The organism is Desulfobacula toluolica Tol2, from assembly GCF_000307105.1.
In the GTDB taxonomy this organism is placed as follows: Bacteria; Desulfobacterota; Desulfobacteria; order Desulfobacterales; family Desulfobacteraceae; genus Desulfobacula; species Desulfobacula toluolica.
The window spans coordinates 465,282-490,998 of sequence record NC_018645.1 but is presented as its reverse complement, the minus strand read 5'-3'; the positions used below and the strand labels follow the sequence as shown (position 1 = coordinate 490,998).

The 25,717-nt window shown below is 43.5% G+C and carries 21 protein-coding genes; 14 read left to right on the top strand and 7 right to left on the bottom strand.

Going from position 1 to position 25,717, the window contains the following annotated elements:
• Positions 1–15 precede the first annotated feature (15 nt).
• From TOL2_RS02225 to TOL2_RS02215, 3 genes are read right to left on the bottom strand one after another with little or no spacing between them, the layout of a single operon-like run.
• Complete coding sequence (locus TOL2_RS02225; RefSeq protein WP_014955931.1) at positions 16–3,132, bottom strand: efflux RND transporter permease subunit; 3,117 nt, start codon at positions 3,130–3,132, stop codon at positions 16–18.
• Between the two features lies 1 nt (position 3,133).
• The gene (locus tag TOL2_RS02220; protein ID WP_014955930.1) at positions 3,134–4,267 is read right to left on the bottom strand and encodes an efflux RND transporter periplasmic adaptor subunit; all 1,134 of its coding nucleotides are present in this window, start codon (positions 4,265–4,267) and stop codon (positions 3,134–3,136) included.
• Between the two features lie 14 nt (positions 4,268–4,281).
• The gene (locus TOL2_RS02215; RefSeq protein ID WP_014955929.1) at positions 4,282–5,652 is read right to left on the bottom strand and encodes a TolC family protein; all 1,371 of its coding nucleotides are present in this window, start codon (positions 5,650–5,652) and stop codon (positions 4,282–4,284) included.
• Positions 5,653–5,873: 221 nt separating this feature from the next.
• On the opposite strand from TOL2_RS02215, the gene TOL2_RS02210 reads away from it, so the two are divergent.
• The 3 genes from TOL2_RS02210 to TOL2_RS02200 are packed head-to-tail and all read left to right on the top strand — an operon-like array spanning position 5,874 to position 8,363.
• Positions 5,874–6,644, top strand: coding sequence for a response regulator (locus tag TOL2_RS02210; protein ID WP_269764188.1), 771 nt, complete (start codon positions 5,874–5,876; stop codon positions 6,642–6,644).
• Positions 6,641–7,996: an ATP-binding protein gene (locus tag TOL2_RS02205; RefSeq protein WP_014955927.1), complete on the top strand. Its 1,356-nt coding sequence runs from the start codon at positions 6,641–6,643 to the stop codon at positions 7,994–7,996. Before TOL2_RS02210 ends, TOL2_RS02205 begins: the two co-directional genes overlap by 4 nt.
• A 40-nt stretch (positions 7,997–8,036) precedes the next feature.
• A complete protein-coding gene (locus TOL2_RS02200) occupies positions 8,037–8,363 on the top strand; it encodes a gamma-glutamyltransferase (RefSeq protein ID WP_041279205.1) in 327 nt (108 codons plus the stop codon).
• A gap of 16 nt (positions 8,364–8,379) precedes the next feature.
• Here TOL2_RS02200 and TOL2_RS02195 read toward each other — a convergent pair whose 3' ends face one another.
• The gene (locus tag TOL2_RS02195; RefSeq protein ID WP_014955926.1) at positions 8,380–9,195 is read right to left on the bottom strand and encodes a M48 family metallopeptidase; all 816 of its coding nucleotides are present in this window, start codon (positions 9,193–9,195) and stop codon (positions 8,380–8,382) included.
• A gap of 457 nt (positions 9,196–9,652) precedes the next feature.
• On the opposite strand from TOL2_RS02195, the gene TOL2_RS02190 reads away from it, so the two are divergent.
• The 11 genes from TOL2_RS02190 to TOL2_RS02140 all read left to right on the top strand — a co-directional run bounded on the left by TOL2_RS02190 (position 9,653) and on the right by TOL2_RS02140 (position 22,128).
• Positions 9,653–11,734, top strand: a complete 2,082-nt coding sequence (locus tag TOL2_RS02190) for a molybdopterin-dependent oxidoreductase (protein ID WP_014955925.1) — start codon at positions 9,653–9,655, stop codon at positions 11,732–11,734.
• Positions 11,735–11,834: 100 nt separating this feature from the next.
• Positions 11,835–12,350: a 4Fe-4S dicluster domain-containing protein gene (locus tag TOL2_RS02185; RefSeq protein WP_014955924.1), complete on the top strand. Its 516-nt coding sequence runs from the start codon at positions 11,835–11,837 to the stop codon at positions 12,348–12,350.
• A gap of 17 nt (positions 12,351–12,367) precedes the next feature.
• The gene (locus TOL2_RS02180; protein WP_014955923.1) at positions 12,368–14,533 is read left to right on the top strand and encodes an NAD(P)-binding protein; all 2,166 of its coding nucleotides are present in this window, start codon (positions 12,368–12,370) and stop codon (positions 14,531–14,533) included.
• Between the two features lie 94 nt (positions 14,534–14,627).
• A complete protein-coding gene (locus tag TOL2_RS02175; protein ID WP_014955922.1) occupies positions 14,628–14,843 on the top strand; it encodes a peptidase associated/transthyretin-like domain-containing protein in 216 nt (71 codons plus the stop codon).
• 41 nt (positions 14,844–14,884) lie between these two features.
• The gene (locus TOL2_RS02170; protein ID WP_014955921.1) at positions 14,885–15,334 is read left to right on the top strand and encodes a CBS domain-containing protein; all 450 of its coding nucleotides are present in this window, start codon (positions 14,885–14,887) and stop codon (positions 15,332–15,334) included.
• On the top strand, positions 15,327–16,103 hold the full coding sequence (locus TOL2_RS02165; RefSeq protein ID WP_014955920.1) for a 2Fe-2S iron-sulfur cluster-binding protein: 777 nt from the start codon (positions 15,327–15,329) through the stop codon (positions 16,101–16,103). Before TOL2_RS02170 ends, TOL2_RS02165 begins: the two co-directional genes overlap by 8 nt.
• Before the next feature lie 127 nt (positions 16,104–16,230).
• Positions 16,231–17,925, top strand: a complete 1,695-nt coding sequence (locus TOL2_RS02160; RefSeq protein WP_014955919.1) for a sulfite exporter TauE/SafE family protein — start codon at positions 16,231–16,233, stop codon at positions 17,923–17,925.
• Between the two features lie 221 nt (positions 17,926–18,146).
• The gene (locus tag TOL2_RS02155) at positions 18,147–18,719 is read left to right on the top strand and encodes an EMC3/TMCO1 family protein (RefSeq protein WP_014955918.1); all 573 of its coding nucleotides are present in this window, start codon (positions 18,147–18,149) and stop codon (positions 18,717–18,719) included.
• Positions 18,712–19,218, top strand: a complete 507-nt coding sequence (locus TOL2_RS02150; protein ID WP_014955917.1) for a hypothetical protein — start codon at positions 18,712–18,714, stop codon at positions 19,216–19,218. The genes TOL2_RS02155 and TOL2_RS02150 overlap by 8 nt, the downstream gene beginning before the upstream one ends.
• Positions 19,215–20,759 carry a two-component system sensor histidine kinase NtrB gene (locus tag TOL2_RS02145; RefSeq protein WP_014955916.1) on the top strand — a complete coding sequence of 515 codons (1,545 nt, stop codon included), beginning with the start codon at positions 19,215–19,217 and terminating at the stop codon, positions 20,757–20,759. The genes TOL2_RS02150 and TOL2_RS02145 overlap by 4 nt, the downstream gene beginning before the upstream one ends.
• Positions 20,734–22,128 carry a sigma-54-dependent transcriptional regulator gene (locus tag TOL2_RS02140; RefSeq protein WP_014955915.1) on the top strand — a complete coding sequence of 465 codons (1,395 nt, stop codon included), beginning with the start codon at positions 20,734–20,736 and terminating at the stop codon, positions 22,126–22,128. The genes TOL2_RS02145 and TOL2_RS02140 overlap by 26 nt, the downstream gene beginning before the upstream one ends.
• 87 nt (positions 22,129–22,215) lie before the next feature.
• Here TOL2_RS02140 and TOL2_RS02135 read toward each other — a convergent pair whose 3' ends face one another.
• The 3 genes from TOL2_RS02135 to TOL2_RS02125 all read right to left on the bottom strand — a co-directional run bounded on the left by TOL2_RS02135 (position 22,216) and on the right by TOL2_RS02125 (position 25,113).
• The gene (locus TOL2_RS02135; protein WP_014955914.1) at positions 22,216–23,532 is read right to left on the bottom strand and encodes a TRAP transporter large permease; all 1,317 of its coding nucleotides are present in this window, start codon (positions 23,530–23,532) and stop codon (positions 22,216–22,218) included.
• Positions 23,529–24,023, bottom strand: coding sequence for a TRAP transporter small permease (locus tag TOL2_RS02130; protein WP_014955913.1), 495 nt, complete (start codon positions 24,021–24,023; stop codon positions 23,529–23,531). Before TOL2_RS02130 ends, TOL2_RS02135 begins: the two co-directional genes overlap by 4 nt.
• A 94-nt stretch (positions 24,024–24,117) precedes the next feature.
• Positions 24,118–25,113, bottom strand: a complete 996-nt coding sequence (locus TOL2_RS02125) for a TRAP transporter substrate-binding protein (protein WP_014955912.1) — start codon at positions 25,111–25,113, stop codon at positions 24,118–24,120.
• Positions 25,114–25,717: the final 604 nt, after the last annotated feature.

Here is a 25,717-nt window from a genome sequence, read left to right as displayed (position 1 = left end):
GAATGTAAGTTAGCGTTAACATACATATTGAGCCGACTGGTTTGACGCAAACACCTCCCGGATATCATAGGCAATATTCATTAGCAAAGGGACCAGCAAAAGAGTGATAAAGGTTGCAAACAATTCTCCATAAGCAAGAGAAACAACCGCCGGAATCAGGTACTGGGCCTGCTCCGATGTTTCAAACAGCAAAGGCATCAGACCACAAACCGTGGTGGCCGTGGTTAAAAAAATTGCTCGAAACCGGCTTGACCCGGCTGTTGTTAATGCTTTGTTCACTGTTTTTCCTTGGGCCATTATATCATTGAACCGAGTCAGCATCACCAGGCTGTCGTTAACAATAATTCCAGATAGGGCCAACATGCCGAAAAAAGAAAGAATACTTAAAGGAACCCCTGCAATCAAATGTCCCACCACAGCACCTGTGAATCCGAATGGAATAACCGACATTATAACAACAGGTTTCCAATAGGATTTAAGTGGAACCGCCAGCAAGGCATAGATCAAAAGCATGATCATGATTAAGGCCTTTACAAGACCACCCTTAACCTCTCCCTCCTGCTCTAATTCGCCACCTGCCAAAATTTTCACATCCGGAAAAGTGCGTTCAATTGCAGGAATAACCTTTTGTTTGAGTGCGTCAAATACTTCTGACGCACTGACAATCCTTTTATCTATAGCTGCCTCAACTTCAGCCACCCGTTTCCCGTTAATTCGATGGATAAATCCTGATGAAAAACGTGATTCTATATTTGCCACTTGAGTCAAAGGAATTAAAGATCCATCAGCCAATGAAATTCTAGTTTCTAGTAATTGATGAATATATTTACGCTGATCTTTTTTATAGATTATGCGAAGTTTGATTTCATCATTGTCTTTCTGGAATTTATCAATCTCAAATCCCCCATATGCCATACCAATCTGGGAAGCCAGATCTTCCGGTGTCACCCCCAGATGTCTGGCCTCATTTTTCAAGTTCAGCCTGAGTTCCGGCTCACTGGATTTAAAATCATCCCTTAAGTCATGAACCCCTTGCATTTCCTTGAGCCCTGCCTTAAGTTTTTTTATCGCCTGCCTGAGTGAAACAATATTATGGGATTCTGCCTTCAATACAAACCCACCGCCGGTTTCGGCATTGCCTCTGAATTCTATAGTTTGTACGCCTTCAAGATTGCTGGTTCGAGAACGCCACATTTTTAACAGCGACAAGGTGTTAACCACCCGCATGGCCTGAGGTTGAAGCTCTGCATAAATTTCAATACCTTGGCTGCCTGTTACAGCGGTCATAATCTTTCTGATCGGCGGTTCATTTGTGCCGTGTTTCTCCATTAATTCCCGGTTAATGGCTGCTGCGGCTGCATCAATGGCGTCGGCATTTTCATATGTCATTTTAGATGAACCGCCCGATTCCATTGTTACATTGACACTGATCACATCACCTGGAATTTCAGGAAAAAAAACAGTTCGTACATAATTCATTTTCAGCAGCCACCCACCCGCCATTGCCAGGCTGATAAAAATAATTAGAACTGAATACCGGTGTTTTAAGGTTGCAACCAGCAACGGTGTATAAACTTGCTGATTTAAAAAAACAAGAACGTTGGAAGCAGATTCCTGAACCTTATAAAACCCTTTTAAAAAGATATTTTCAGGTTTTTCAGGGGTAATGGAAATTGATGCCAGGTGGGCAGGCAACACCAGTTTGCTTTCAACCAAAGAAAATATAAGCGCCACACAAACCACCACGGAAAAACTGGCCAAAATCTTGCCAAAATCATTTTTAATCAGCATCAGCGGATAAAATGCAGCTATCGTGGTCAGCACACCAAATATGGTGGCCACTGCCACCTTGTGTACCCCTTTTATCGTTCCCTCTATCCTGTCCAGGTTTTTCTTGCGTTCTTCAAAAATGCTTTCTCCCACGACCACTGCATCGTCAACAAGGATTCCTAAAACAATGATCATGCCAAAGGTGGTAATATCATTTAAGGAGTAATTTAAAAATGATTCTCCCATCAAGGCCAGAACACCCGCTATGGAAAAAGGAATTCCCATGGCCACCCAGAAGGCCAGCTTGAAATTTAAAAATACAGCCAAGATAGCAAACACAATCAAAAGTCCCTGCCAGGCATTAGACTGTAAAAGGATGAGCCGGTCTTTCATGTAAGTGCTGAAGTCTGCCCAAATATCGATATGAATTTCATCCGGAACTTGTTTTTTAAGGTTTTCCACCACTTTATAAGCTGCCTTGCTCACCTCAAGCATATGCCCTTTATTGCTGCTGTAAAGAACGATTCCAACCGAGTTTTGATTCTGGTAGAGTGCCTTTGTATCACTGTCTTCATAGTCTTCAATCACCCGTGCCACATCTTTTAAATATATTTTGGCACCATCAGAGCTTGTGATAATCGGCAGATTCATCAACTGGTCATAATGCTCTATTTTTACATCAGACCGGATAATAATCCGGTTTGTATCGTTTTTGAGCAGGCCATACCCTTGCTCTGCATTATCCCTGGCAACAATGGCAGCAACCTGACCAATGGAAATTTTGTATGCCTTAAGCATTTGTGCATCCAGTTCAATCCGCATCTCCCTGCTCTTTTTTCCAAATGATTCAATTTTGGATATTTTCGGATCAGACTGCAATTCTTTTTCCAGAAACCGGGCTGACTGCTGCAGGGTTTGTTCGGATACATCCCCATAGACTTGAACAATCAGGACAAAATCTTTAAATTCATCTACACTGATTACCGGTTTTGATGATTTATCCGGGAAATTATCAATTGCTTCAACTTTTGTTTTTACATCATTGAGCAGGCGGATCATATTATAGCCTGTCTCTTTTTGAACCAATATCTTAGCTGCCCCTTCACTGGAATATGAGCTGATCTTTTTAACCCCTGCCAATCCTTCCAGAAATTTTTCAACCTTTTGAGTGATCCCCGAGTCCACCTGCTCCGAACTCGACTGCGGGTAAGCAATATCAATGGAAATATAACTGGACGGAATTTTAGGAAAACCTTCAATCCTCAGCCCCATGAGGGAAAAAACTCCCCCGACAATCACCAGCAGCGCCAGAAGGTTTGCTGCCACCGGGTTTTTTGTAAACCATGCTGATATTCCGCTCATTTTAACTTTCTCCTTCCAGTACCGGGTTCACCTTTGTTCCGGATATATAGGCTTGAATCGGAGAAACAACCACCCGGATATGATCAAAATGACCCGTATTTTTTATATAGACCCGTCCCTGCTCATAAAATGTTACGGCCGCTTTTATATTTCTCAGCAGGTCATTATCATCCGTGTACCAGATATATCCATCCCGGGTCAGGGATGACTCTGGCAAAGCCAGCAGATTCTCTTGTTTTTTTCCACAAATGGAGGCTGTGACAAACATACCGGGTAAAATCCCGGATGATTTTTTTGCAGGGACGATGTAAAATCCCTGGAGGCGGGTTTTTGTATCCAGTATGCCACTGCTTCTGACAATTTTTCCAATCCATTGAGCCTTGCCGGTGGGATCAAAAATTTTAACCTGTGCATTTTGCCAGTCACCAATGCGTCTTACCTGGTCAATACCCAGGTTCACCCGGATTTCAATATCTTCTGCGCTCTCTATCTTTACGATGGAGTCCCCAGAAAACAGCGTTTCCCCTTTATCTGCAAACCGTTCAACCACAAGCCCTGAATAGGGAGACGTGATTCTTGTATATTCCAGATCTTTTTTTGCTTTTTTTAATGTTTTTTTAGCAGAGACAACCTGTGCTTTGGCAGCCGCCAATTGCGGCTCATAAAAAACAAGACTGGATGAGGGAGTATCGCCAAATCCGGATCGCTTCCAATCCAGCATGGCCTGGTCTGCCTGACGCTGGGTTTTCAATAAATTTACCCGGGCATTTTCCAGTTCAAGCTGGGCTATTGCAAGATTTGCCTGATACTCAACCGTATCAATTTCTAAAATAATTTCACCTGCTTTGATATGCTTTCCCGGTTGCAGATTTTCATTAATATGAACAATCGGTCCGTTCACCTGTGAACGTAATGTGGTGGACCATTTGGACGCAGCTTCCCCATATACTTTTATCCATGGCTGATGAATCCCTGGCAGGATTTCTTGAATCGTCACATTTTTCAATGCAGCTGCCTCTTTTAACTCCACTTGATTATCCGGTTCCATTGAATACAAGGTCACAACTATTCCTGTGCAGATCACAGTGGTAACTCCAAACACCAGCCATTTTTTTAATCTATTGGAAATCTTCATATGATTTACCTTTTTCAAAAAATTGTTACACCCAGGGTCAAAGCCATATCCACACGGTTAAAAATCCTGGATGCTTTTACATCGATAATGTCCGACATCAAATTGAGTTCCTGCTCCCTGGCCGTATGAAGGGCGATAATATCTGCAAGCCCTTTTTTATAGCACGTCTCATAATACAGACTGCTCTGCTTTGCATGTTTGACAGCATTTTCCAGATGGAACAACCTCATTTTCAGGTATTTTGATTTCGCAAAAACATTCTCTGCTTCTTTCATTGCCGTAATAATTGTATAAGCCACATCCATGGCAGCAGCATCGGCTTCTATGCCGGCCGCCTCGGCCTCGTTTTTTAATTTTCCAGCATTAAATAAGGGGTACAGGAGATTCCCCACAATCCACCGGGAAGACCCTGTTGAATCCAATGAAGTAAATTGAGGGGTCTGCTTGAACATCTCTGCAGAAAGCGTGATTCCCGGGAGCATGTCTTTTTGGCTTGCAATAGAAGAAAAATTTGCGGCATCATACCTTGACAGGGCTGCCTGAACATCAGGTCGGTTTGCAAGGATGGCAGCCGGTGCTGCAGGCGCAGAAAACCCGATATTCGGCAAATCTCCGGTAAAATCCAGTTTAGTTCCCGGATACCTGCCCAAAAGGACTTCCAGGTCTCTGACAGCACTGGCATGCTCATCCATGGCTGTTGCCACACCTGATTGGGCAACACCTGTTTTTGTCTTTGCCGTGGAAATATCATCAAGGGTTCCAAGACCTGCCTGGTATTTATTTATAATAGTTGTTTCAATGCTTTGATAAATTTTCACCCGTTCTTTTTGGATATCCAGCTTAAGTTTGTTTGCTTTGACATTAAAATAGCCCTGGAGTACCCTGGCTGCCAGCGAGTCCAGCGCTCTTCCGTAATCGAACTTTTCAGATTGATATTTTTTTTCCTGCGCCATGTGACGGTCGGCAAGTTTCCCCCAAAGGTCCAGTTCCCAGCTAACAGAGAGGGACACCTTATGGCTGGACAAAGAATTTAAATCATCTGCAAATTTATTTCGGGATGCATTGTACCCTGCATCCACCTTAGGCAGTCTGTCTGCATTGGTTCTTGAAAGAAGCAAGCCTGAAGACCTGAGGCGTAATGCCGTAGCCTTTAGACTGTAATTGTTCTTCACGGCCTCATCCACAAGCGCTGTTGCACTTGGGTCATCCAATATATCCAGAAGTGTGGACGTGATCTTAAGATCTGAATTTTTGTCAGGCGCCAGGACCAGTTTATCCGGAAGGTCGGGGAACATGGGTTTAAAAGATCTGTCAAACAAGGAGGCACACCCCTGGGTTAACAATATCATTAAACACGCCAACATAACGGCGTATATTCTGAACATTTTTATCTCTCCTTTAACAATTTTTATTTTTATCTTAACCCTTCCTTAAAATGGTGAAAATTCAGAAATATTTTTTACTGAGAATACATTGTATGAAAATGAAAATCTGTTGAAATTGTGTTGAAAAACGTTAAAATTTGTAACAGAAAATCAAAGGAAACAATTACAATTTGAAACATTTTTTCATTGGTTTATAAAAATATGATGTGGTATTCTTCTGTTTGAAATTAAAATCATTAAATAAAAACAAAACTGAACATATGGAAGAGATAAAAAAAACAATTCTGCTTGTGGAAGATGACTTGAGATTATCCCGGCTTGTCAGGGAATATCTGGAAAAGCAGGGTTATGAAATCCTTTTGGAACACCACGGGGCTCTGGCTGGGGATCGAATTCTGGGTGAAGATCCGGATCTGGTTATCCTTGATCTCATGCTTCCGGGAAAGGATGGTTTATCAATCTGTAGGGATGTCAGGGCAAATTATCAGGGCCCTATTCTCATTCTTACTGCCAAGGAAGATGACATGGACCAGGTGGCAGGTCTGGAACTGGGTGCTGATGATTATGTAAAAAAACCTGTGGAACCGAGGGTTCTGCTTGCAAGGATAAGGGCCTTGTTTCGGAGATCCAGCCATGTACCCATGGAATCTAAAAACTCTATTGAGAAAAAGCTTCAATTTGGTTCCCTGGAGATTAACCCGGCATCCAGGAGTGTAAAACTGGCCCATAAAGTAATTGAGCTTTCCACCACAGAGTTTGACCTTTTATGTCTCTTGGCACTGAAATCAGGCAAAGTTCTGGACAGGGAGTTTTTATATCAATCTGTCAAAGGTATAGAATATGATGGTATAGACCGTTCAATGGATGTTGCCATATCTCGACTTAGAAAAAAACTAAAAGACAACCCGGAACATCCCTTCAGGATAAAGACTGTTTGGGGAAGCGGTTATCTCTTTGTTGATGATGCCTGGGACTATAAGCCTGCCCCATGAAACGATTATTTATTACAATTTATGTCTTTTTGGTTGTTGGCCTTTTTGGGGTTTTTTATGTGGTCAGTCCGATAATGGATGAAATTTTTGAAGAAGAAACAATAAAAGCAAATGCTGATCTTGCAAGGGGAACCTTTTTTCTGATTGGTGAGAGGCTTGCCGGTCTGGATGAAGATGCCCAGGATTTGGAAATTAAAAAGCTAAGGCCACGGTTTGGATATCACCTGGCTATTTACAGAATTGATGAACTTAAAATTGAAGATAACGAGAAAGAGGCTTTTTTAAAAGGCCTTATTATTGAGGCTGAGACAATATATAGACCAGACAAGGATATGCTGGTTCAGCGCCTTGTGGGGTCTGGGTCTTTTCGGGCCCAGGCAATGGAAGGCCCCTATCCCGGTGATGAGCTGGAATTAAAGGTGATGATCATTTTCTGGAGCCTTGCCGTTGTGGCCCTTATTCTTCCTGCCCTGGTCTGGGCTTTTTTTCTGCACAGGGATATTAAGAAAATAGAAAAGACAGCAACTCAATTTTCTGCAGGGAATCACAAGGCAAGGGTGAAAGTCTCGAAAGTTTCCTCAATGACACAGATAGCTGTCGCCTTTAATAATATGGCCAAAAAGACTCAGAAGCTTCTTGAATCACAAAAAGAGCTGGGTAATAGTGTGTCCCATGAGATCAGAACACCCCTGGCAAGGATCAAGTTCAGCCTGGAAATGCTCCTTGATTCCCTGATACCTGGCCATGGCGGCAAAAATTATATCAATGAGATAGGTAAGGATGTTGAAGAGATAGAATCCCTTGTGGATGAAATGCTGGCCTATGCCAAATTTGAAAGAGAGCCTGAAACATCCGGAGGACTTTCAAAACATGAGATGGTTTTCTGGCTGAAAACTATTATTGATACTGAAAAAAATAATATATCTGAAAAAAAAATCAGGTTTCAAATCAAATACAAAATGGACAGATTTATCACAAGGTTTGAGCCTGTATACCTTGGCTGGGCTGTGAGAAATCTTATCAGAAATGCCGCAAAATATGCTGGCAATAATATAGATATTATTTTTGAGCCGGGAAAAAAAATCTGCAGCATACACGTTGATGACGATGGTCCTGGAATCCCGGAAAATGCAAGGGATAAAATTTTTGAACCCTTTTTCAGGCTTGACCAAAGCAGGAACAGAAAATCAGGCGGATATGGTCTGGGCCTTGCCATTGCAAAAAGGATTGCCCTGTGGCACAGGGGGTCAATATCGGTCAATGAATCTTTAGCCAAGGGGGCAAGGTTTACAATCAAGCTTCCTGTGAACCAGCGAAGCTCCGGCAATAAGGGCAGGAAAGCATATCCTTGAACAGGGTGGTTCTGAAGCAGATGCAGCTCTTGCCACAGCAATGGCTCAAATTGTACTATCCGGCGAAAGCTGGAACAGTTTTGCTGGAATCATGTCCTGTGTCTATTATGACAGTAAAACCCGAAAGGTATATTCAATGAATGCAGGATACCGTTCCCCCCTTGCCAAAGATCAACCGCTGACAATCTCTGAAAAAGGAGGGGAAACAGTTCTGATTCAGGGGTTTATGGCCGGAGTGGATACCCTGCACCTGCATTCAAAATTCGGTAATCTACCATACAAAGAGATATACAAACCGGCACTCTTGTTTTCAGAAAAAGGATTCCGGGGGTATCCATTGCTCCAGCACCTTATGAAACGAAAATAAAGCGAGAACAGAAAATTTAGTTTAAAATATTTTTCCACTCTTTCAATCTGGAAATAATTTGTTCAACAAGAGAAGGATCACCGGTTTTTTCTGGATTGTCAATTTGGTTTTGAAGTCTTTTGGCCCTTACTTCCGGTGCAGGATGACTTGATAAAAAAGAATGCTTATTGCCAAGGGTTGCAATTTTTTTTAATGCTGATACCGCACTTTGAAGGTTAAGACCTTTTTCCTGAAGATATGCAATTCCAAAATCATCAGCTTCTCTTTCTTCCTGCTGAGAAAACTGAGCATTTATAAGGAGTTCAATTAGGCCACCAAAGCTTGACCTTGCTATATCTCCCGCAATGTTTTCCTGGGAAGCAATGCCTTTTCGAATGGCCCGTCCTGCATAGGCAAGTCGAATTTTCTTTTTAATGTGTTTTTCAACGACATGGCCCATTTCATGGCCAAGCACAAAAAGCAATTCCTCGTCATTGAGCATATCCATTAAACCGCTATAAATTCTAATTGTTCCATCTGCCATGGCAAAGGCGTTTACCACAGGAGACAGATAAACTTTAAAATTAAAATCATATCCGTTCGAAGAATATTTTGTACCGATGAGATTATAAAGCCTTTTTCCGTATAAATTGGATAACGGAGCGATTTTATGCTTTATATCTGACTGCCTGGAAGCTTTTAAAGCAATTTTTTTTACATTTTCATCACTTAATGTAACAGCTTTTATGGCATCAATTCCAGCATCCGTTACAACTGAAAAATCTGTATTTTCACAACCGGCGGAAAAAAGAGACAAGAACAAAATTATTATGATAAAAAAATATTTTTTCATACAAGATATTTAACCCAATTGCAGAATCAGAACAATATTTTTTTTACACTCAACTTACTTGATACTTTTCCTGGGAATATCTCATTTGCAAGCTATAGCAGATAAAACGATGTCTTTTTATCAACTGGTGCAATAAAAAAAATGCAGTGCAATATTTTCATTGCGCTTAATTTTTATGGCAGTTGAATGCTTTAACATATAAGATCTTTATCAATCCATCGTTTTCCGGTGTTAAAAAAAACCATGATAAACAATCTGACTCCTTGAAATAATATCCAAAATGGCTTGCCTCATAATTATTCAATTAAATTTCATAGTCATATCTCATAAAATTTCAAATAGTTATCCTGTATTGCTGCTGATTTTATCTCAAATCAAAAGAAACCGGCACGCTTCTGGCAATACAAATTAGTCACATATTGCAGAATAAAAGCTTGCTATAAGGAGGCAATCAATTATGGATAAAGAAGTTTTCAGTTTGTGTTTCATGTGTTCCGTCAGGTGTCCCATAAGGGTGAAGGTCAAAGACGGGCATGTAGACTGGATCGAAGGAAATCAGCATGTTGCCGGCATTGAAGGCAGTCTCTGCCCAAGAGGGTCTGCCGGCAAATCCATGCTCTATGATGACCAGAGAGTGCAGTCCCCGCTCATCAGGGTCGGTGAACGGGGCTCAGGCAACTGGAGAAAGGCGTCCTGGGATGAGGCGATTGACTATGTGGCCACACGGATCAAGGAGATCACAGATGAAAACGGCGGCCACAGCCTTGCCCTTTGCGAAAGAACCCAGCTGGCCACCCATGTCAGCAAGACCTTTTTAAAAGCGTTAAAATCCCCCAACCATTTCACCCATGACGCCCTGTGCAAGGGATCTGTCAATACAGCCTGCCGGTCTCTTTTCGGATACAATGACGGCCAGATCGGCATCAATTACGGGAATACAAAAAACATTGTCCTTTATGGCAGAAATATTTTTGAGTCCATTGCTTTAAAAGAGGTCAACGGCCTGATGAAAGCATTGGAAAACGGTGCAAAGCTGACCTACATCGACCCGAGAGTGAATATAACCGCTTCCAAGGCCCACAGATACTGGATGATCCGGCCGGGAACCGATCTTGCCCTGAACTATGCATTGATTCATACCATTTTAAAAGAAAGGCTCTATGACGCGGAATTTGTGTCCAAATGGGTTCATGGACTCAGTGATCTCCAGGAATTTGTTGAAGAGTATACTCCTGAATGGGCGCAAAAGGAAACCGGAATCAATGCTGACGAAATTGTTGGATTGGCAAGGCAAATCAGCAAAGACAAGCCTTCGGTGATTTTTCATTATGGATATCGTGGAGCCAGCCATACCAATGAAATTTATATGCGCCGCTCAATACTGATGCTCAACGCCCTCATGGGAAGCGTGGAAGCCAAAGGCGGCATCTTCTTTAAAAAGGGGCCGGGCGAAGTTGGCGGCAAAGCTGCCAGAAAATTAACCGCCCAGGAATTTCCCAAAATTGACGTACCCAGATTTGACAAGGTCGGAACCCCGGACTTTCCTCTGCCTGATCCCAATCACGGGGTTGCCCAGATCTTTCCCCATGCTGTATTGAATGAAGATCCCTACCCCATCAAAGGACTGATTGCCTACCGCATGGACCCGCTCATGTCCATTGCCGACACAACCCAGACCCGGCGGGCACTGGACAAGCTGGAGCTGATCGTGACCATTGATATCAATTACTCGGATATTGCATGGTATTCAGATGTGATTCTGCCGGAATCCACATACCTTGAAAGAACCGACTGCATCCAGCAGATGAACGGCCTTAAACCCCAGATGTATATGAGGGAAAAAGCAGTCGAGCCCAGATACGACACCATGGACGGTGCCATGATATTAAAAAGGATTGCTCAAAAACTGGGGATCGGTGATTATTTTCCCTACGAAAGCATGGACGAACTTGTGGACTGGCAGCTTGAAGGAACCGGTTTTACACGAGAAGATTTCAAGAAAAAGGGCTTTGTCGCCTATGGGGCTGACCAGATTTTCTGGGACAAAAACAATATTCCCTTTAAAACACCTTCCGGAAAAATCGAATTCAAATCATCCCTGCTGGAAAATGCCGGGTTTGAATCTTTCCCAGAATACGAACCCGTACCCGCACCTGAAGCCGGAAAGTTTCGTCTTGTAGTGGGACGATCCGCCCTTCACACTCATGTATCCACACAGAATGTGCCCTACTTGAATGAGCTGGAAAGTGAAAATGTTCTGTGGATCAATACAGGCAAGGCAAATGAACTGGGCATAAAAGACAAAGACGTGGTTGAAGTGACGTCAGCTTGTGGAAAAGGACAGATCAAAGCTTTTGTCACAGACCTGATCCATCCGGAAAGCGTTTTCATGCTCCATGGATACGGGCATCAGGCAGGACGGGCAAAACGATCCTTTAACAAAGGGCTTTCAGATGCTTTGATCCAGGAAAACGTTTATGACAAGATCGGGGGAAGCCCGGCCTATCACGATACCTTTGTATCGGTCACCCCGCTTTAGCATACAAAAAGGTTAAGAACACATGTCTGACAAACAAAGTCTGACAAACAAAAATCAACAAAAAATCCACAGCAGACCCAACCAAGATTGGAGGCGTTGAATGAGTAAATATTATCTGTTCCAGGACATTAAAAAATGTATTGGATGCCATGCCTGTGAAATCCAGTGCAAGTCCAATAAGAATCTTCCCAAAGGGCCCAAACTCTGCCAGATCATCCAGGTGGGCCCCAAATTTATCGGAGGGCTGCCGAAAATGTCCTTTATTTTCATGCCCTGTTTTCACTGTGAAAATCCATGGTGTGTCTCTGCCTGTCCCACCGGGGCCATGCAGAAAAGACCCGGTGACGGTATTGTTTTTATTGACAAAGAGCTGTGCGTGGGCTGCAAAACCTGTGTATCGGCCTGTCCATGGGGGGCTCCCCAGTGGAACCCGGAAACGGGAAAAGTTGAAAAATGCGATTATTGCAAAGACAGAATTGATCAGGGATTAAAACCCGCCTGTGTAACCACCTGCACCACAGGCTGCCTGAAATTCGGTAACGTGGAAGATATGACCCAGATCCGCCGGGAACGGCATGCGGCATCTGTGGCATCCCTTGAAAACAGCAGTTTTTAAGTGGTAAAGGAGTAAAAATGGCGGAAAAAACCTGTCCGGTTCGACAAACCATTATCTATATTTCTGAACAGATCGGTTCAGGAGTTTTAACAGATCCCAGGGGAAGGAGAATCTCCGAACAGATTCTGCAGTTGACCGAAGAGATTGCAGAGGGTGCCGGCAGTTTGGATCACCTGTCTGCCATTGATTCTCTTGTCAAAGAATATTTTTATGAGAACAGCCCTTTGCCCAACCATGAAACCGGAAAAACTCTGAAAAACATCCTGAAGGAACACAGGGAGATCTTTCAAAGCCATATTGACTCAAGAAACTGCCCGTCCCACGACTGCGGCAAGCTGGCACCATCACCCTGCCAGATGGCCTGTCCGGCCGGAATTGATGTGCCCACCTACCTTGCACTGATCGCCCGGGGAAAGGATGCAAAGGCCATTGAAGTGATCCGGCGGGACAACCCTTTCCCCTGGGTGTGCGGCCTTGTTTGTACCCGGCCCTGTGAAATGATGTGCGTGCGTGCCAGGATTGACACGCCCATCTCCATTAAATTTCTCAAAGCCTTTGCAGCAGAAAGAGCCATGTCGGACCGGGCATATAAAAACCCTGAAAAAAAACCGGATAACGGCAAGCAAGTCTGTGTGGTAGGTGCCGGCCCGGGCGGTCTTTCAGCCGCCTACTATCTTGCTCTCATGGGATACAAGGTCAGGGTTATTGAGGCTCTTCCTTTTCCTGGCGGCATGCTCATGGTGGGCATTCCAAGATACCGTCTGCCAAGGGAGGTGATTGACAGGGAAGTGGCAATGATTGAGGAGCTTGGGGTCCAGATTTCCTATAACACCCGGTTTGGAAAGGATGTCACATTTGATGCCCTTAAAAAAGAAGGCTATGACGCATTCTTTATTGCCATTGGCGCTCATAAATCCTGGAGTCTGGACATTAAAGGAGAAAAAGACTTTCCAAAGGTTCTGGATGCCGTAACCTTTTTAAAGGACGTGGCCCTTGGCAATCACCATGCTCCTGGCAGACATGTGGTGATTGTCGGCGGTGGAAATGTGGCCATTGATGCTGCAAGAACCAGCCTGAGGCTTGGGGCTCAAAAGGTGACAATTGCCTACAGGCGATCCAGAAACCAGATGCCTGCGGATATTGAAGAAGTTGAACAGGCGCAAGAGGAGGGAATCGAGTTTTCTTTTCTCACCATTCCAAAAGAGATCAAAGGGGAAAATGGCGTGATCACAGGGCTTGACTGTATTAAAGCCGAACTGATCAAGAAAAAAGGCTCGGACAGGCTGGCCCCGGTGCCCATACTGGGAAAGGATTTCACCATCCGGGCAGATGCTGTGATCCCTGCCATTGGCCAGTATGTGGATGATAATGGCATGGAAGCCTTTGACCGGGTAAACTGGACCCGGAGGGGAACCATTGAGGTGAACCATGCCAGTATGGAAACCACCATGCCGGGTGTGTTTGCTGCCGGAGACGCAGTGTCCGGGCCTGCCACAGTGATTGAAGCCATTGGGGGCGGCAGAAGGGCAGCCGATGCCATTGACAGGTATCTGAACAATATTCCCCAGCCCAGGATGCCCAAAATTCCGGTAAGGCATACCATAGAGCCCCCTGTTGAAATGTCGGCCGACCAGAAAATGACACTGAAACGCCCAAAAATGGCCATGCTGAACGTGGACCGGCGGCGAACGACTTTTCAACAGGCAGAGCTGGGATATGATGAAGAAAGTGTCCGCCGGGAAGCAGGGCGTTGCCTGCGGTGCGATATCTGCCGCAGGTGCGGCAAATGTGTGGAAATCTGCCGTGACAAGATGGGGATTGATGCCCTGCAGCTTGGCTACCTGGATTTTGACGAACCGTCACAAACAGATTTTAAGGCCACTGCCGAACGATGCATTACCTGCGGGGCTTGTGCGGCAAACTGCGAAAACAAGGCCATGGTGATTGAAGAAAAAGAAGGGCAGCGGCTGTTGAAGCTGTGCGGCATTATTTTGAACAAACAAGAAATTCAATATTGTGAAAAATGCCATGCTGTTCTGCCTTCAAAAGCCTATATGCAGTTTATAGCCCAAAAAACAGGAAATATCACCAAAGCACCTGCTAACGGACTTTTATGCGATATTTGCCAGCGAAAATTGAGTGCAAAAAATCATGTGGCCACACGACCGGCAAAACCCAAATAACTGCCATGCAGGTTGAGCTGCCACAGCAAACAATAAAAGAGATCTGACTACAACAGGTCAAAAAGTCCTTTCATATAAAAAAAAGGAAAACATCATGCAGTTCCAGCGAGGCAATAAAATCGAGGTGTTTAAAAAATCAGAAGACGAGGCATGGGAACCTTATATGGATGATTTTATCGGGATTCACGGATTTGTGACTGACCCGGATAATACCATCAATGATCCTGATGCATTAATCGAGGTCAGCCTTGAGGGTAAAGGCACCCACCGGCTGCCCCAGGATTGTTTGAGATTGATCGGGCAACCCTGAAAAAGTAAGGAAGGCCTTCCCCAGAAAAGGAACAAACAACAATGAAGGTAAAAAATCTTTTAAAAGACAATGCCGGCTGTTTTCATATCATAGATCAGGACCAGACAGTTGAGCAGGCCCTGAAATTAATGTCCGGCTATAGTGTATCCGCCCTGGTGGTAATGACAAAAACAGCATCCCAGGGTATTTTCACGGAACGGGACCTGGTACGGTGCCACATCCTTTTCCCGGACAGGAATATCAGCACTATTCAAATCAAAGAGGTAATGACATCCAAACTGATTGTGGTTGAACCTGAAGACACAATTGACAATGCCATGGGAATGATGATCAAGGCTAAAATCCGCCATCTGCCTGTGGTGTCAGACGGTCGGATCAAGGGAATGATCTGCCTGGAAGATCTGGTGAAAAAACATGTCGGTGTTCTGACCCAGGAGCTTCACTATCTCAAAGACTATATTTCAGATCTTCAGGATGCAGCTCATGACTGATAAAAGCTCCATGATTGCCATTACAATTGACGGCAAAAAAATTTTGGCAAAAAAAAACCAGACCATTCTCCAGGCAGCCAAGGAAAACCAGATTCAAATTCCCCATTTGTGTTACCACCCTGCCCTGAAACCGTCCGGGTCCTGTAAGCTTTGCGGCGTTGAAGTCAAATCTCCTTCCGGCAGGCAGGTGGTGATGCTGTCGTGCATTCTCAAAGTCAAAGAAAACCTGTCTGTAAAAACCGAATCACAGCTTGTAAAGACCCATCGGAAAAAAGCCTTTAACGCCTTGTTGCAGATGGCACCGGATTCCGCCCGGATCAGGGAACTTGCACAGGCGTTTGAAGTTGCCGTTAGCCCGCCGCCCGACGGATGTATCAGGTGCAGGCTTTGTATCAGGGTCTGCAATGAGATTGTAAAGGCCAGGGCCTTGAAAATGGTAAAAACCCAAAACGGCAACCGTGTGATGCCGGAGGCGGGACGCTGCATCGGGTGCGGCACCTGTGCCAATCTTTGTCCGACCAATACCATCAAGGTAACGGACCGGGACAATGTCAGAACTGTTTCCATAAAAGGTGAGACCATAGGCCGGCTTCCGCTGGAAAGATGTGAGGGGTGCGGAAACCGTTATGCCACAACCCGGTTTCTCAGGCATGTGGAAGAAAGCACACTTGACCACCCGGATACAAAGGAACATCACCATCTGTGTCCATCCTGTATAAAATTGATGTCAAACCGGGCTGTTACGGAAAGAGAAAGGATAAAAAAATGACTGTGTATGATCTGTTGATCTATATGGCAGTATCGGGAATTACAAGTTACCTGGGAGCAAAACTGGCTGTCAGATATTTTAATTTATAATTTATGTTATGTGCATGTTTAAAAAAAAGGAGAGTCAAATGAAGAAACTTTTTATGTATTTTTTTATGATGGCAATGGTGTTGCTTGTTGCTGCCCAGGTATCATATGCCCAAACCGGCATATCTGCATCCTCGTATAAGGCGGGAGATGTGGTTCAGATCAAAGGCAAAATCGCTCCCGGTCAGGATCTGTACCTGGCCATTGCCCAGCAGGAGATGTTTGCCCCAAAAGACACCAATGGTGTCCATGAAGTCAAAAAATTTAAAAAAGAGACCCAAAAAGGGGCCTTTGATATGGATACGGCCATTTCGCCGTTGTATTATCTGATCACAAATGTACCTGAAAAATTCGGCAAAGTGGACAAGAAAAAGTTCGGCGGTCCCTCTGTCCTGCTGGGCAAAGGCAACGGGATCTACAGCACCACCATGTTTTACCTGAAAAAAAATTTTGACGATGTGGATGCCACGGCCCGTGCCATGATGGGTCCAATCGCCACGGACAAACAATGGAATTTTTTCAGGTGGGCCAATGAAAACGCCTATGGTATCAATACCATTGTCAAAGAAGGCAACCGTAAAGGCAAGGTGGTTATTTTTTCAAGAAGCGTTATCACTGACCAGTCCAGCGGCAATTACTGGGACAAGGACACTTCTGTTCAGCTGGATAAAACCACGGGTGAATTTACCGTTTCTTTTAAATCCTTCAGGCATACCCCTCCCAACACCAAATTTGACGTGTATGTGAACAGTGCCAAATTAGGCGATTATACCATAGAAAAAAACGGATACTGGCTCAACAAGGGTTTCAGGTATATGAATCCTTTGTGGATCGTCATCGGCGCTATTCTTGTGGGCACTTATTTTTCAATGATTGGTGCAGCCGGCGGCATGCTAATGGCTGCTTTTCAGGTACTGGTTGTCAACACAATGGGACCTGTGGGCATCAATGCCGCCAATGTGTTAAAGCCCTCCAACATGGCCCTTACCCTGTTTTCCCCCTTGGGATCTTTCTGGCGGTACGCAATGGTTGAAAAACGGGTGGCATGGCCGGTGGGACTCTCCTTTGGCGTGGGAATTTTTATCGGTTCCATCTGGCTGGGCAAATATGTGTCTGCGGTTCTTCCCATGCAAGCCTATAAAGAATGGCTGGCTGTCCTGGTGGTTATCATGGGCATCAAAACCCTTATGGAAATGACACCCAAGGCCATGAACAAAAGAAAAAACATCAAGGCCATGACCCAGAAATTCAACAAAGAGATCGCTGCTGCCAAAGCAGAAGGACGTTCCGCTGAAATGGGCAGTATTGAACCGATAAAAACAGGTCTTATGGATTACAGGTTTAAATTCTGGGGTGAAGAGTTCAGAATTAACCCGCTGCTTTTCGCTATCCTGGGGGTTGCCATTGGTGTGGTATCCAGGTCATTTGGGATCGGCGGGGGATTTCTCCTGGTTCCCGCCATGACCACCCTGGGCGCGCTTCCCATGTATGTGGCGGTTCCCATCTCCCTTATCGGCACCTGTTTTTCCAGTATCGGTTCGTTCATCGGCTATTTGATGACCGGCTATTTGCCGGACATGACTCTTGCCATTGCCATTATTATCGGCGGATTTGCCGGTGGCATGCTGGGCAGCCGGGCACAGAAAATGTTCTCTGAAATGACCTTAAAAGTGGTTCTGGCCATTACACTATTTTTCTTGTTCTTCAGATTTTTTAAGATTGAAATCTGGATATGATTGCCACGTGCAGACACGGCATTTGCTCAAGTTTGCCCGCAACAAAACCTGAAAGTCAATACCGGATTTGCCAGGGCTTTCATATATAAGGGGTAATGAACCTTGAAACCCGTGTGCTGAATCTCTATAATATGGAATCAGCCACGGGTTTTATGTTAGGATCGTAAAATTTACAACCTGAATAAAATTGTTTGTCTTTTTAGATCCTTAGGAGAATTTTTATGGACGATTTTTTAGACAGGGTATGGGTTCCCATTGAAGCTTTTTTAAGCGGGGCAGTGGTATTTTTCGATACCATTTTATCCCCCCTTGAGATTCTGGGTCCGGGATTTGTGATATTTTTTATTGCCTTTGTTGTCGTCTGCATCACACGAATAATAGCACGAGTTTATGTGACCAAAAGATATGTGAGGCTCAAAGAAGATTTTTCCCACTGGAAGGAAGTAAGAGAAGAGGCAATGAAACATCCGGACAGGGAAAAAGCAAAAGCTCTGGCAAAAAATATCGACCAGGCACAATTAAACAAGGCCTATTATGATTATTTTTTTGAAGGTCTTTTAAAGAACCTGATCTCAACTGTTCTTCCAATATTATTGACGGCAGCCTATGTGACGAAAATTTACACACCCCAAACCCTTTTAACCCGGTTTGGAAATGAATGGATATTTACCTTTTGGTTTGGTGCCTCGTTTCAGGTGAATGTCAGCTCTTTGTTCTGGTTCGTTATATGCCTGCTCCTTGCATTTATCCTCTTGGCCATTCTTAAAAAGGTGTTTAAAAAACGCAATGGTTAACAAAATCCCGCACCCCCCCGGACCTATGTTCAAACTTTTGACAATACTTGTGGCAGCATACTTTATCCTGCTGCCCACAAACCTATATGCCACACAGCTTCATATCAATTCGGAAGGAATCATCACCCACCAGGCAGGGCACCTTTTTTTTCTTTTTTCCATGGTGACCCTTATTTTCACCATCAAAGGAAAAGGCCTGGACAAACAAAAGGGATGGCGCTTGATCCAGTATTCAGCATTTTTTTTTATTGTCTGGAACCTTGATGTCATTATCGCCCATTTCCTGGATAACCAGGCTTATGCCGTAAAAATAGAGAACCTTTCCCTGACCCGGATAAAAGTGGTGGCTCAAAACAATTCAGCGCTCCTGGCATGGCTCTATTATGGTTTAAAACTGGATCATCTCCTGTGCGTACCGGCCATGATCCTTTTTTACAAAGGGCTTTCAAGTCTTGTCAGCGAACATCAGCAGCAGATGGCCAAAAAGGAGAGATCATGATAATCTCGTTTGTTCCCATACTGGCCGTGGATGTGATAGGGTCTGTGGCCATGGTGGTGGTGGCGCTTCTCTGCCTTTACAAGGCAAAAAGGTTGCGGGAAATGGACTCTGACAATGCGGTTTTTCTGTACCTGTTGTGGATCAGTACGGGTTTTACAGTATTTGCCGTATCCAGATCATTCGGCCATATTTTAAGACAGTTTCTCATTCTCACATCCAATGCAGATGCCTGGCAAGCAATCACCTCCTATTCCGGCAGTGTAAACACCGGGTCTTTCATGCTGGTGGGGCTGATCACGCTTTTTTTCAACCAGAGCTGGAACATTAACGAAAAAATTCATTCAAGCCGCAAAAAACTTGAGGACACTCACATAAAACTTATGGATCTCAACCAGACTCTGGAAAATAAAGTTATTGAAAGAACCGAACGGCTAACCAGCAGCGAGCATAAGTGCCGCAGAATATTTGAGCAATCTCTGGATACCATCATGGTAACGGACAAAGACTTTAAAATCATGGAAATCAATCCGGCCGGCATAGAACTGACAGGATACAGCTGGGATGAAATGATCCTAAAAAAGATGACTGTGGGCAGTTTTTTCACTGATTTGTCTGAATGGGAAAAAATCAGCAGCAAGATTGATTCAAAAGAATATATTTTAAACGAGGAAACGGAATTTTTAAGACCGGATAACTCGTCCCTGCTGGTTCTGATGACTGCCGGGGTTGATTATGGCGCATTTGGATGTGAAAAATCCTATCATTTTATCATCAAGAATGTGAATGAAAAAAGAGTGATGGAACAGCAGATTGCCCAGGCAGACAAGCTGGCAGCCTTAGGTGAATTGTCAGCCGGTGTGGCCCATGAGATCAACAACCCCCTGGGGATTATCCTGGGATATACACAATTGCTGTTAAAACAGGAACCAGAGCATCAAGAAGATCTTAAAATCATAGAAAAGCATGTACACAATTGCAAAACCGTTGTATCGGATCTGCTATCTTTTTCACGAAAAGGCCCTTCCACATTGAGTGTTGTTGATATCAACAAGGTGGTGGACGGGGTGGTAAAATTTTTATCCAACCATTCTGATTTCAGAAATATTGAAATGACATTAAATCCGCACACAGGTGACAGGCTCAATATTATCGGCAATGACCAGGAGCTTTCACAGGTGATGGTGAACCTTGTCATCAACGCCTGTCATGCAGTTGACAAGAAAGGCAGAATTGATATTGCCACTCAGAAAACAGAAGGAAACAAAATCCTTATCATGGTAAAGGATAATGGCAAGGGGATTGAAAAAGAAAATTTATCCAGAATTTTTGATCCGTTTTTCACCACCAAGCCGGTTGGACAGGGGACGGGACTCGGCCTTTCTGTTGGATATGGAATTATCAAACGGCACCAGGGTGATATCCGTGTAAAAAGCAGCAAAGGCAAAGGAACGGTTTTTACCATCAGCCTTCCCGCCGACAGATCCGGGATACAGGCAAAAAAAAGGCAGGATAAAAATGACGGCACTTATACTTGCAGTTGATGATGAACAGGATATGACAAGGCTTTTGCAGCGAACCCTTGAACCGGAAATTGATTGCAGGGTTTCCAGGGCGTTTTCAGCAAAAATGGCCCTGTCCATCCTGGAACAGGAAGTTTTTGACCTGGTTATCTGCGATATCAGGATGCCGGGCATGGGCGGATTTGAACTGCTCGAACATATTAAAACCCATTACCCTGATCTGACCGTGGTCATGCTCACTGCATTCGGCAATATCGAGTCGGCTGTAAAAGCGATCAAAAAAGGGGCCTATGACTTTATTCCCAAGCCTTTTGAACAGGACGAAATAATTTTCAAAATCCAAAAAGCCCTTGAAAGAAGTCTGTTGTTAAAAGAAAACAAGCGGCTGTTAAAAGAAAAGGCAACAGATCCATTTGAATTGATCGGAAAAAGCGAACCCATGCAGCGGGTGTTTGATCAAATCAACCTGATTGCAGCAAGTGATGTCACTGTATTGATCACAGGGGAATCAGGAACTGGAAAAGATTTAACAGCCAGATCCATCCATGCTTTGAGTCCTCGAAAAGACAAACCCTTTATCCCGGTGAATTGCCCGACCATTCCCGAACATATTTTGGAAAGTGAGTTGTTCGGATATAAAAAAGGCGCATTTACCAATGCCACCAGAGACAAGGAAGGGCTTTTTCAGGAAGCCGACAAGGGAACGATTTTTCTGGACGAAATCGGGGATATCGGGCCTTCCATCCAGACAAAACTGCTCAGGGTGCTTCAGGAAAAAGAGATCAAACCCCTTGGCAGTACAAAGGTCAAAAAAGTGGATATCAGGATCATTGCCTCCACCAACAGGAACCTGAAACAGAAAATGGCTGACAATGAATTCAGACAGGATTTTTTTTACCGGTTAAATGTACTTCCCATTGAATTGCCGCCCCTAAGAGACAGGATCACCGATATCCCGTTAATTTGTGAACACCTTGTGGCAAAACATTGCAAAAAAATGAAAAAAAAATTGAAAAAAATTTCCAGCGAGGTTATGGATCTGCTGATGAAACAACCTTGGCCCGGAAATGTACGAGAGCTTGAAAATATCCTTGTCCAGGGCATTTTGTATTCAAAGAACGATACCCTGCTCATTTGCGATATCCCCATAAAAGATTTGGCTCAAACAACAAAAAATCTTCCGGGGCTTGACAACAATAGCCTGGCATCCTTGTCCTATAAGGAAGCAAAAGAGAAAATTTTAAGGGAATTTAATCACGATTATATAGGGGCAAGGCTTTCCATGAGCAAAGGCAATATCACCCGGGCTGCCAAACACTGCCGCATGGACCGCCAGGCTTTGCAGCAGATCATGAAACGGTTTGATATTGATCCGAAACTTTTCAGATAAAAAATCCCTCCATTTGATATAAATGGAGGGATTGAAGAATAGGAGAAAAGCCTGAAAGTAATAAATTTTCGCCTTTTATACTCTGTGTCAATACATGAGATTAGGCAAATAAAGGATAATGATCGGAAAAATCATCATGATGATGACGCCCACAATAACGGCAATAAGGAAAGGGACGATCCCCTTGAATATTTTTTCCAAGGGAATTTCCTGTTCCAGTACATTTCTTGCCACCCCGTAAACCACATAAACATTAATCCCCACAGGAGGTGTCATCACTCCCATTTCCGTCACCATAACAATAATGATACCAAACCATATGGGATCATAGCCAAGTTCCATGACTACAGGGAAAAAAATGGGCACGGTTAGTGTAACAAATGCCAGAGCGTCCATGAAACATCCGCCGATAAAATAAATCCCGATGATAACGCCCATCACCAGGAAGGGGGACATTTGGAGTTCACTGACCCATCCTGCGATTTCAAAAGGGATTCTTGTAACAGCAAGAAATTTTCCAAAAATCACCGCACCGGCGATGAGCATAAGTACCATACATGAAGTTCTCAAGGTTTCCAGCAGGGATTTTACAAATCCGGCCCAGGTGATCTGTTTTCTGATCATGGCAACGACAAGAACGCCGAAAGCACCAATGGCAGCTGCTTCTGTCGGAGTAAAAAGACCGATAAAGATGCCCCCGATCACAAGGACAAATATGACCAGTGTTTCACCAAGACCCATCAAAGCCTTGAGTTTTTCAATCCATGTGAATTTTTCACCGGCAGGACCTTGTTCCGGATTCATCCTGCAGCGGATATAAATGGAGACAATAAACAGCAAGGTGACAAGCAATGCAGGAAAAATTCCAGCCACAAATAACGCACCAATGGATTGCTCTGTCAAAATACCGTAAATAATCAAAACCACACTGGGGGGCATTATCATACCTATACCACCACCTGATGCCACAGAACCGGTTGCCAACTCATCATCATAATTATAGCGTTTCATTTCAGGAAGACCGACCGTAGCCATGGTTGCTGCTGTGGCCGGACTGGAGCCGCAGACTGCCCCAAAAGCCGTACAAGCGGAAACTGTGGCCATGGCAAGTCCGCCCCGGATACTTCCCATGAATTTATAACCGGCATCATACAGCCGTTTGCTGATACCCGAGTTAAATCCAAGCTGTCCCATGAGGATAAATAAAGGAATTGTTGTTAAATCGTATGACCCAAAAACTTCATACACATTTCTCGATAAAAGAACAAGGCCGGCATCCGGTGTGATCATGACGCTGAATCCAACAAAGCCGACAATTGCCATGACAAAAGCAACTGGCATTTTTGTCAGAAACATGATGATCATGATGACAATACCGATTATACCAATAATAGTTGGACTCATTTTGTTTTTAATTCTCTCAATTTTTTAATGTTTTGAAAAATAGACTCTATTATGGTAACAGTGAAGATCAACAAACCAAAAGCGAGCAGGTATACAATGTAATAGATGGGAAATTCAAGGTTCATGGAAACTTCGCCTGTCTCATGTATATCCATTGCATACAGAAACATCTGCCAGGTGATCAGGCAGAATAATATAAAAGTCAACGTACGGGTTACAAGTTCGAGAACAATCTGCTTTTTTTTAGACATCAGACGTACAAGTATTTCCACGCCGACGTGACCATCAACTTTATATGTATATGGCAAAGCCGTTGCAACCACAATGGTTGCCAGAAAACCGACAAGCTCAACAGAGCCGAAAATAGGATGCTTGAAAAAACGACCAATTACATCAACAACCGTCAGCAGCATCATGACTGTCAAAGCGGCGGCACCGATGATTTTTAAGAGACCGGAAAATTTATCCAGCCCTTTGGAGAAAATGTTCATAAAATATCCTGCTTATAAACTAAAATCTAAAACAAATAATTGACCGGCTTTAGTAGAACCAGCCGGTCATTTACCGTGGATTAACGCTTCAATATTACATATTGGTTTTGATGAAATCCACGACCGCTTTTCCATCCACACCCTTTTCCTCTGCTTTCCGGATATAATCTTCAATAACCGGAAAGGCAGCAGTCTCCCATTTTTTTGATTCATCATCCGAAAGGCTGATCACTTTTCCGCCTTTAGACAAAAAGAATTCAAGACCTAGTTTATCGGCTTCATCCCAGGCTTCTCCATGCTTTACAAGCCATTCCGCGTTTATTTCTTCTATGATTTTTTGATTGGCAGGACCAAGTTTATTCCATTTGTTTTTGTTCATAAAAACAGCCATTGTGGTGGTATAAGCGGTTGAAAAATTTTGAGTCATATAATGAACAACCTCGCCTAATTTCCATCCCTTGTTAGCCTCAATAGGATGAGAAGATCCGTCAACAACACCTTTTTGAAGCATCTGATAACATTCTCTCATGGATTTGCCAACCGGAGACGCACCCAGTGCAGCCTGCACAAGCCCACTGGTCCCGGTGCCCCTGAGCTTAAGGCCTTTGAGATCCTCCATGGTTGAAACAGCTTTGTCACGAGTATGGATAAGACCTGGTCCATGGGCATGAAGAAACATCATTTTTGAATCATCAAATTCTTCGGGTTGAAATTTGTTTAAAACCGCATTGGCAACTCTAGTTGCCTGAACACCGCTTTTATAGCCCATGGGAAGATCAATGGCAGATGCCACGGTAAAACGCCCCCTTGAATAGGCAAGAACCGTCATGCCGATGTCTGCAATTCCCTGAACGACACTGTCATAAGTCTGTGGGGCTTTGGTAAGCGTTCCTGCTGGAAAATATTTGATAATGACATCACCGTTGGTTCTTTTTTCTACTTCTCTGCACCAGCTTTCTGCGAGTTGACTATTAAAATGTGTGGGGGGAAAAAAATTTGAATAGGTTAATTGAGTCTTGGCCGTTGCATTAAACCCCAAAATTAAACTAAAACAAAAAATCAAAAAAACTATAAATGTAATCTTTTTCATTTTGTCGATCTCCTAAAAAATAATGTAATGGAACTCAAGATCAGCTCCTGACCCTGTAATTTGGAACAATCTTACGGTTTTACCTGGGGTTTCACCTCCTTTCACCGGAAATGCAATTAATAGTGTTACAATGAAACTATAACTAACGTAGGTTAATCACTATATTTAAAAGGACAAAACCATGTCAAGGAAAAAAAAAGTTTTGGGGAATAAAAAAATATATGAGTTTGGTTGATATGACAACTAATTATTTATAATAAAAAAGTATGCCATTGCGTCAAAATTTTAAGACCGCTCACCACAAAGCCCCAATATAAATCTTTCCCAACCCACTGCAAAAAAAGTCAAATCTCAATCATTTAAGAAGGCATAAGGTTGCAAAACGAACCGGACAAGATCCTAATAAGGTTGATATGCAAACTAATATAGAAACAATTTTTAATTATAACTGACTTATTTTTTTTATAAAATTTGAATATATCAGGTGTTAACAATATTGATTTAGATGATAATAGATACAATAACAGAGAAAGACCGGTATAAAAAAAATAAAAATAAATTCTTGACGTGTAGCTGCAATGTATCTATAAAATATTTAACTAGT

Coding starts and splice junctions, on each gene's coding strand:
- TOL2_RS02195 (WP_014955926.1), bottom strand. CDS start 9,195: ATGAAAAAATATTTTTTTATCATAATAATTTTGTTCTTGTCTCTTTTT.
- TOL2_RS02150 (WP_014955917.1), top strand. CDS start 18,712: ATGGTTAACAAAATCCCGCACCCCCCCGGACCTATGTTCAAACTTTTG.
- TOL2_RS02160 (WP_014955919.1), top strand. CDS start 16,231: ATGAAGAAACTTTTTATGTATTTTTTTATGATGGCAATGGTGTTGCTT.
- TOL2_RS02130 (WP_014955913.1), bottom strand. CDS start 24,023: ATGAACATTTTCTCCAAAGGGCTGGATAAATTTTCCGGTCTCTTAAAA.
- TOL2_RS02200 (WP_041279205.1), top strand. CDS start 8,037: ATGGCTCAAATTGTACTATCCGGCGAAAGCTGGAACAGTTTTGCTGGA.
- TOL2_RS02165 (WP_014955920.1), top strand. CDS start 15,327: ATGACTGATAAAAGCTCCATGATTGCCATTACAATTGACGGCAAAAAA.
- TOL2_RS02215 (WP_014955929.1), bottom strand. CDS start 5,652: ATGTTCAGAATATACGCCGTTATGTTGGCGTGTTTAATGATATTGTTA.
- TOL2_RS02225 (WP_014955931.1), bottom strand. CDS start 3,132: ATGAGCGGAATATCAGCATGGTTTACAAAAAACCCGGTGGCAGCAAAC.
- TOL2_RS02155 (WP_014955918.1), top strand. CDS start 18,147: ATGGACGATTTTTTAGACAGGGTATGGGTTCCCATTGAAGCTTTTTTA.
- TOL2_RS02135 (WP_014955914.1), bottom strand. CDS start 23,532: ATGAGTCCAACTATTATTGGTATAATCGGTATTGTCATCATGATCATC.
- TOL2_RS02125 (WP_014955912.1), bottom strand. CDS start 25,113: ATGAAAAAGATTACATTTATAGTTTTTTTGATTTTTTGTTTTAGTTTA.
- TOL2_RS02175 (WP_014955922.1), top strand. CDS start 14,628: ATGCAGTTCCAGCGAGGCAATAAAATCGAGGTGTTTAAAAAATCAGAA.
- TOL2_RS02140 (WP_014955915.1), top strand. CDS start 20,734: ATGACGGCACTTATACTTGCAGTTGATGATGAACAGGATATGACAAGG.
- TOL2_RS02180 (WP_014955923.1), top strand. CDS start 12,368: ATGGCGGAAAAAACCTGTCCGGTTCGACAAACCATTATCTATATTTCT.
- TOL2_RS02205 (WP_014955927.1), top strand. CDS start 6,641: ATGAAACGATTATTTATTACAATTTATGTCTTTTTGGTTGTTGGCCTT.
- TOL2_RS02185 (WP_014955924.1), top strand. CDS start 11,835: ATGAGTAAATATTATCTGTTCCAGGACATTAAAAAATGTATTGGATGC.
- TOL2_RS02190 (WP_014955925.1), top strand. CDS start 9,653: ATGGATAAAGAAGTTTTCAGTTTGTGTTTCATGTGTTCCGTCAGGTGT.
- TOL2_RS02145 (WP_014955916.1), top strand. CDS start 19,215: ATGATAATCTCGTTTGTTCCCATACTGGCCGTGGATGTGATAGGGTCT.
- TOL2_RS02220 (WP_014955930.1), bottom strand. CDS start 4,267: ATGAAGATTTCCAATAGATTAAAAAAATGGCTGGTGTTTGGAGTTACC.
- TOL2_RS02170 (WP_014955921.1), top strand. CDS start 14,885: ATGAAGGTAAAAAATCTTTTAAAAGACAATGCCGGCTGTTTTCATATC.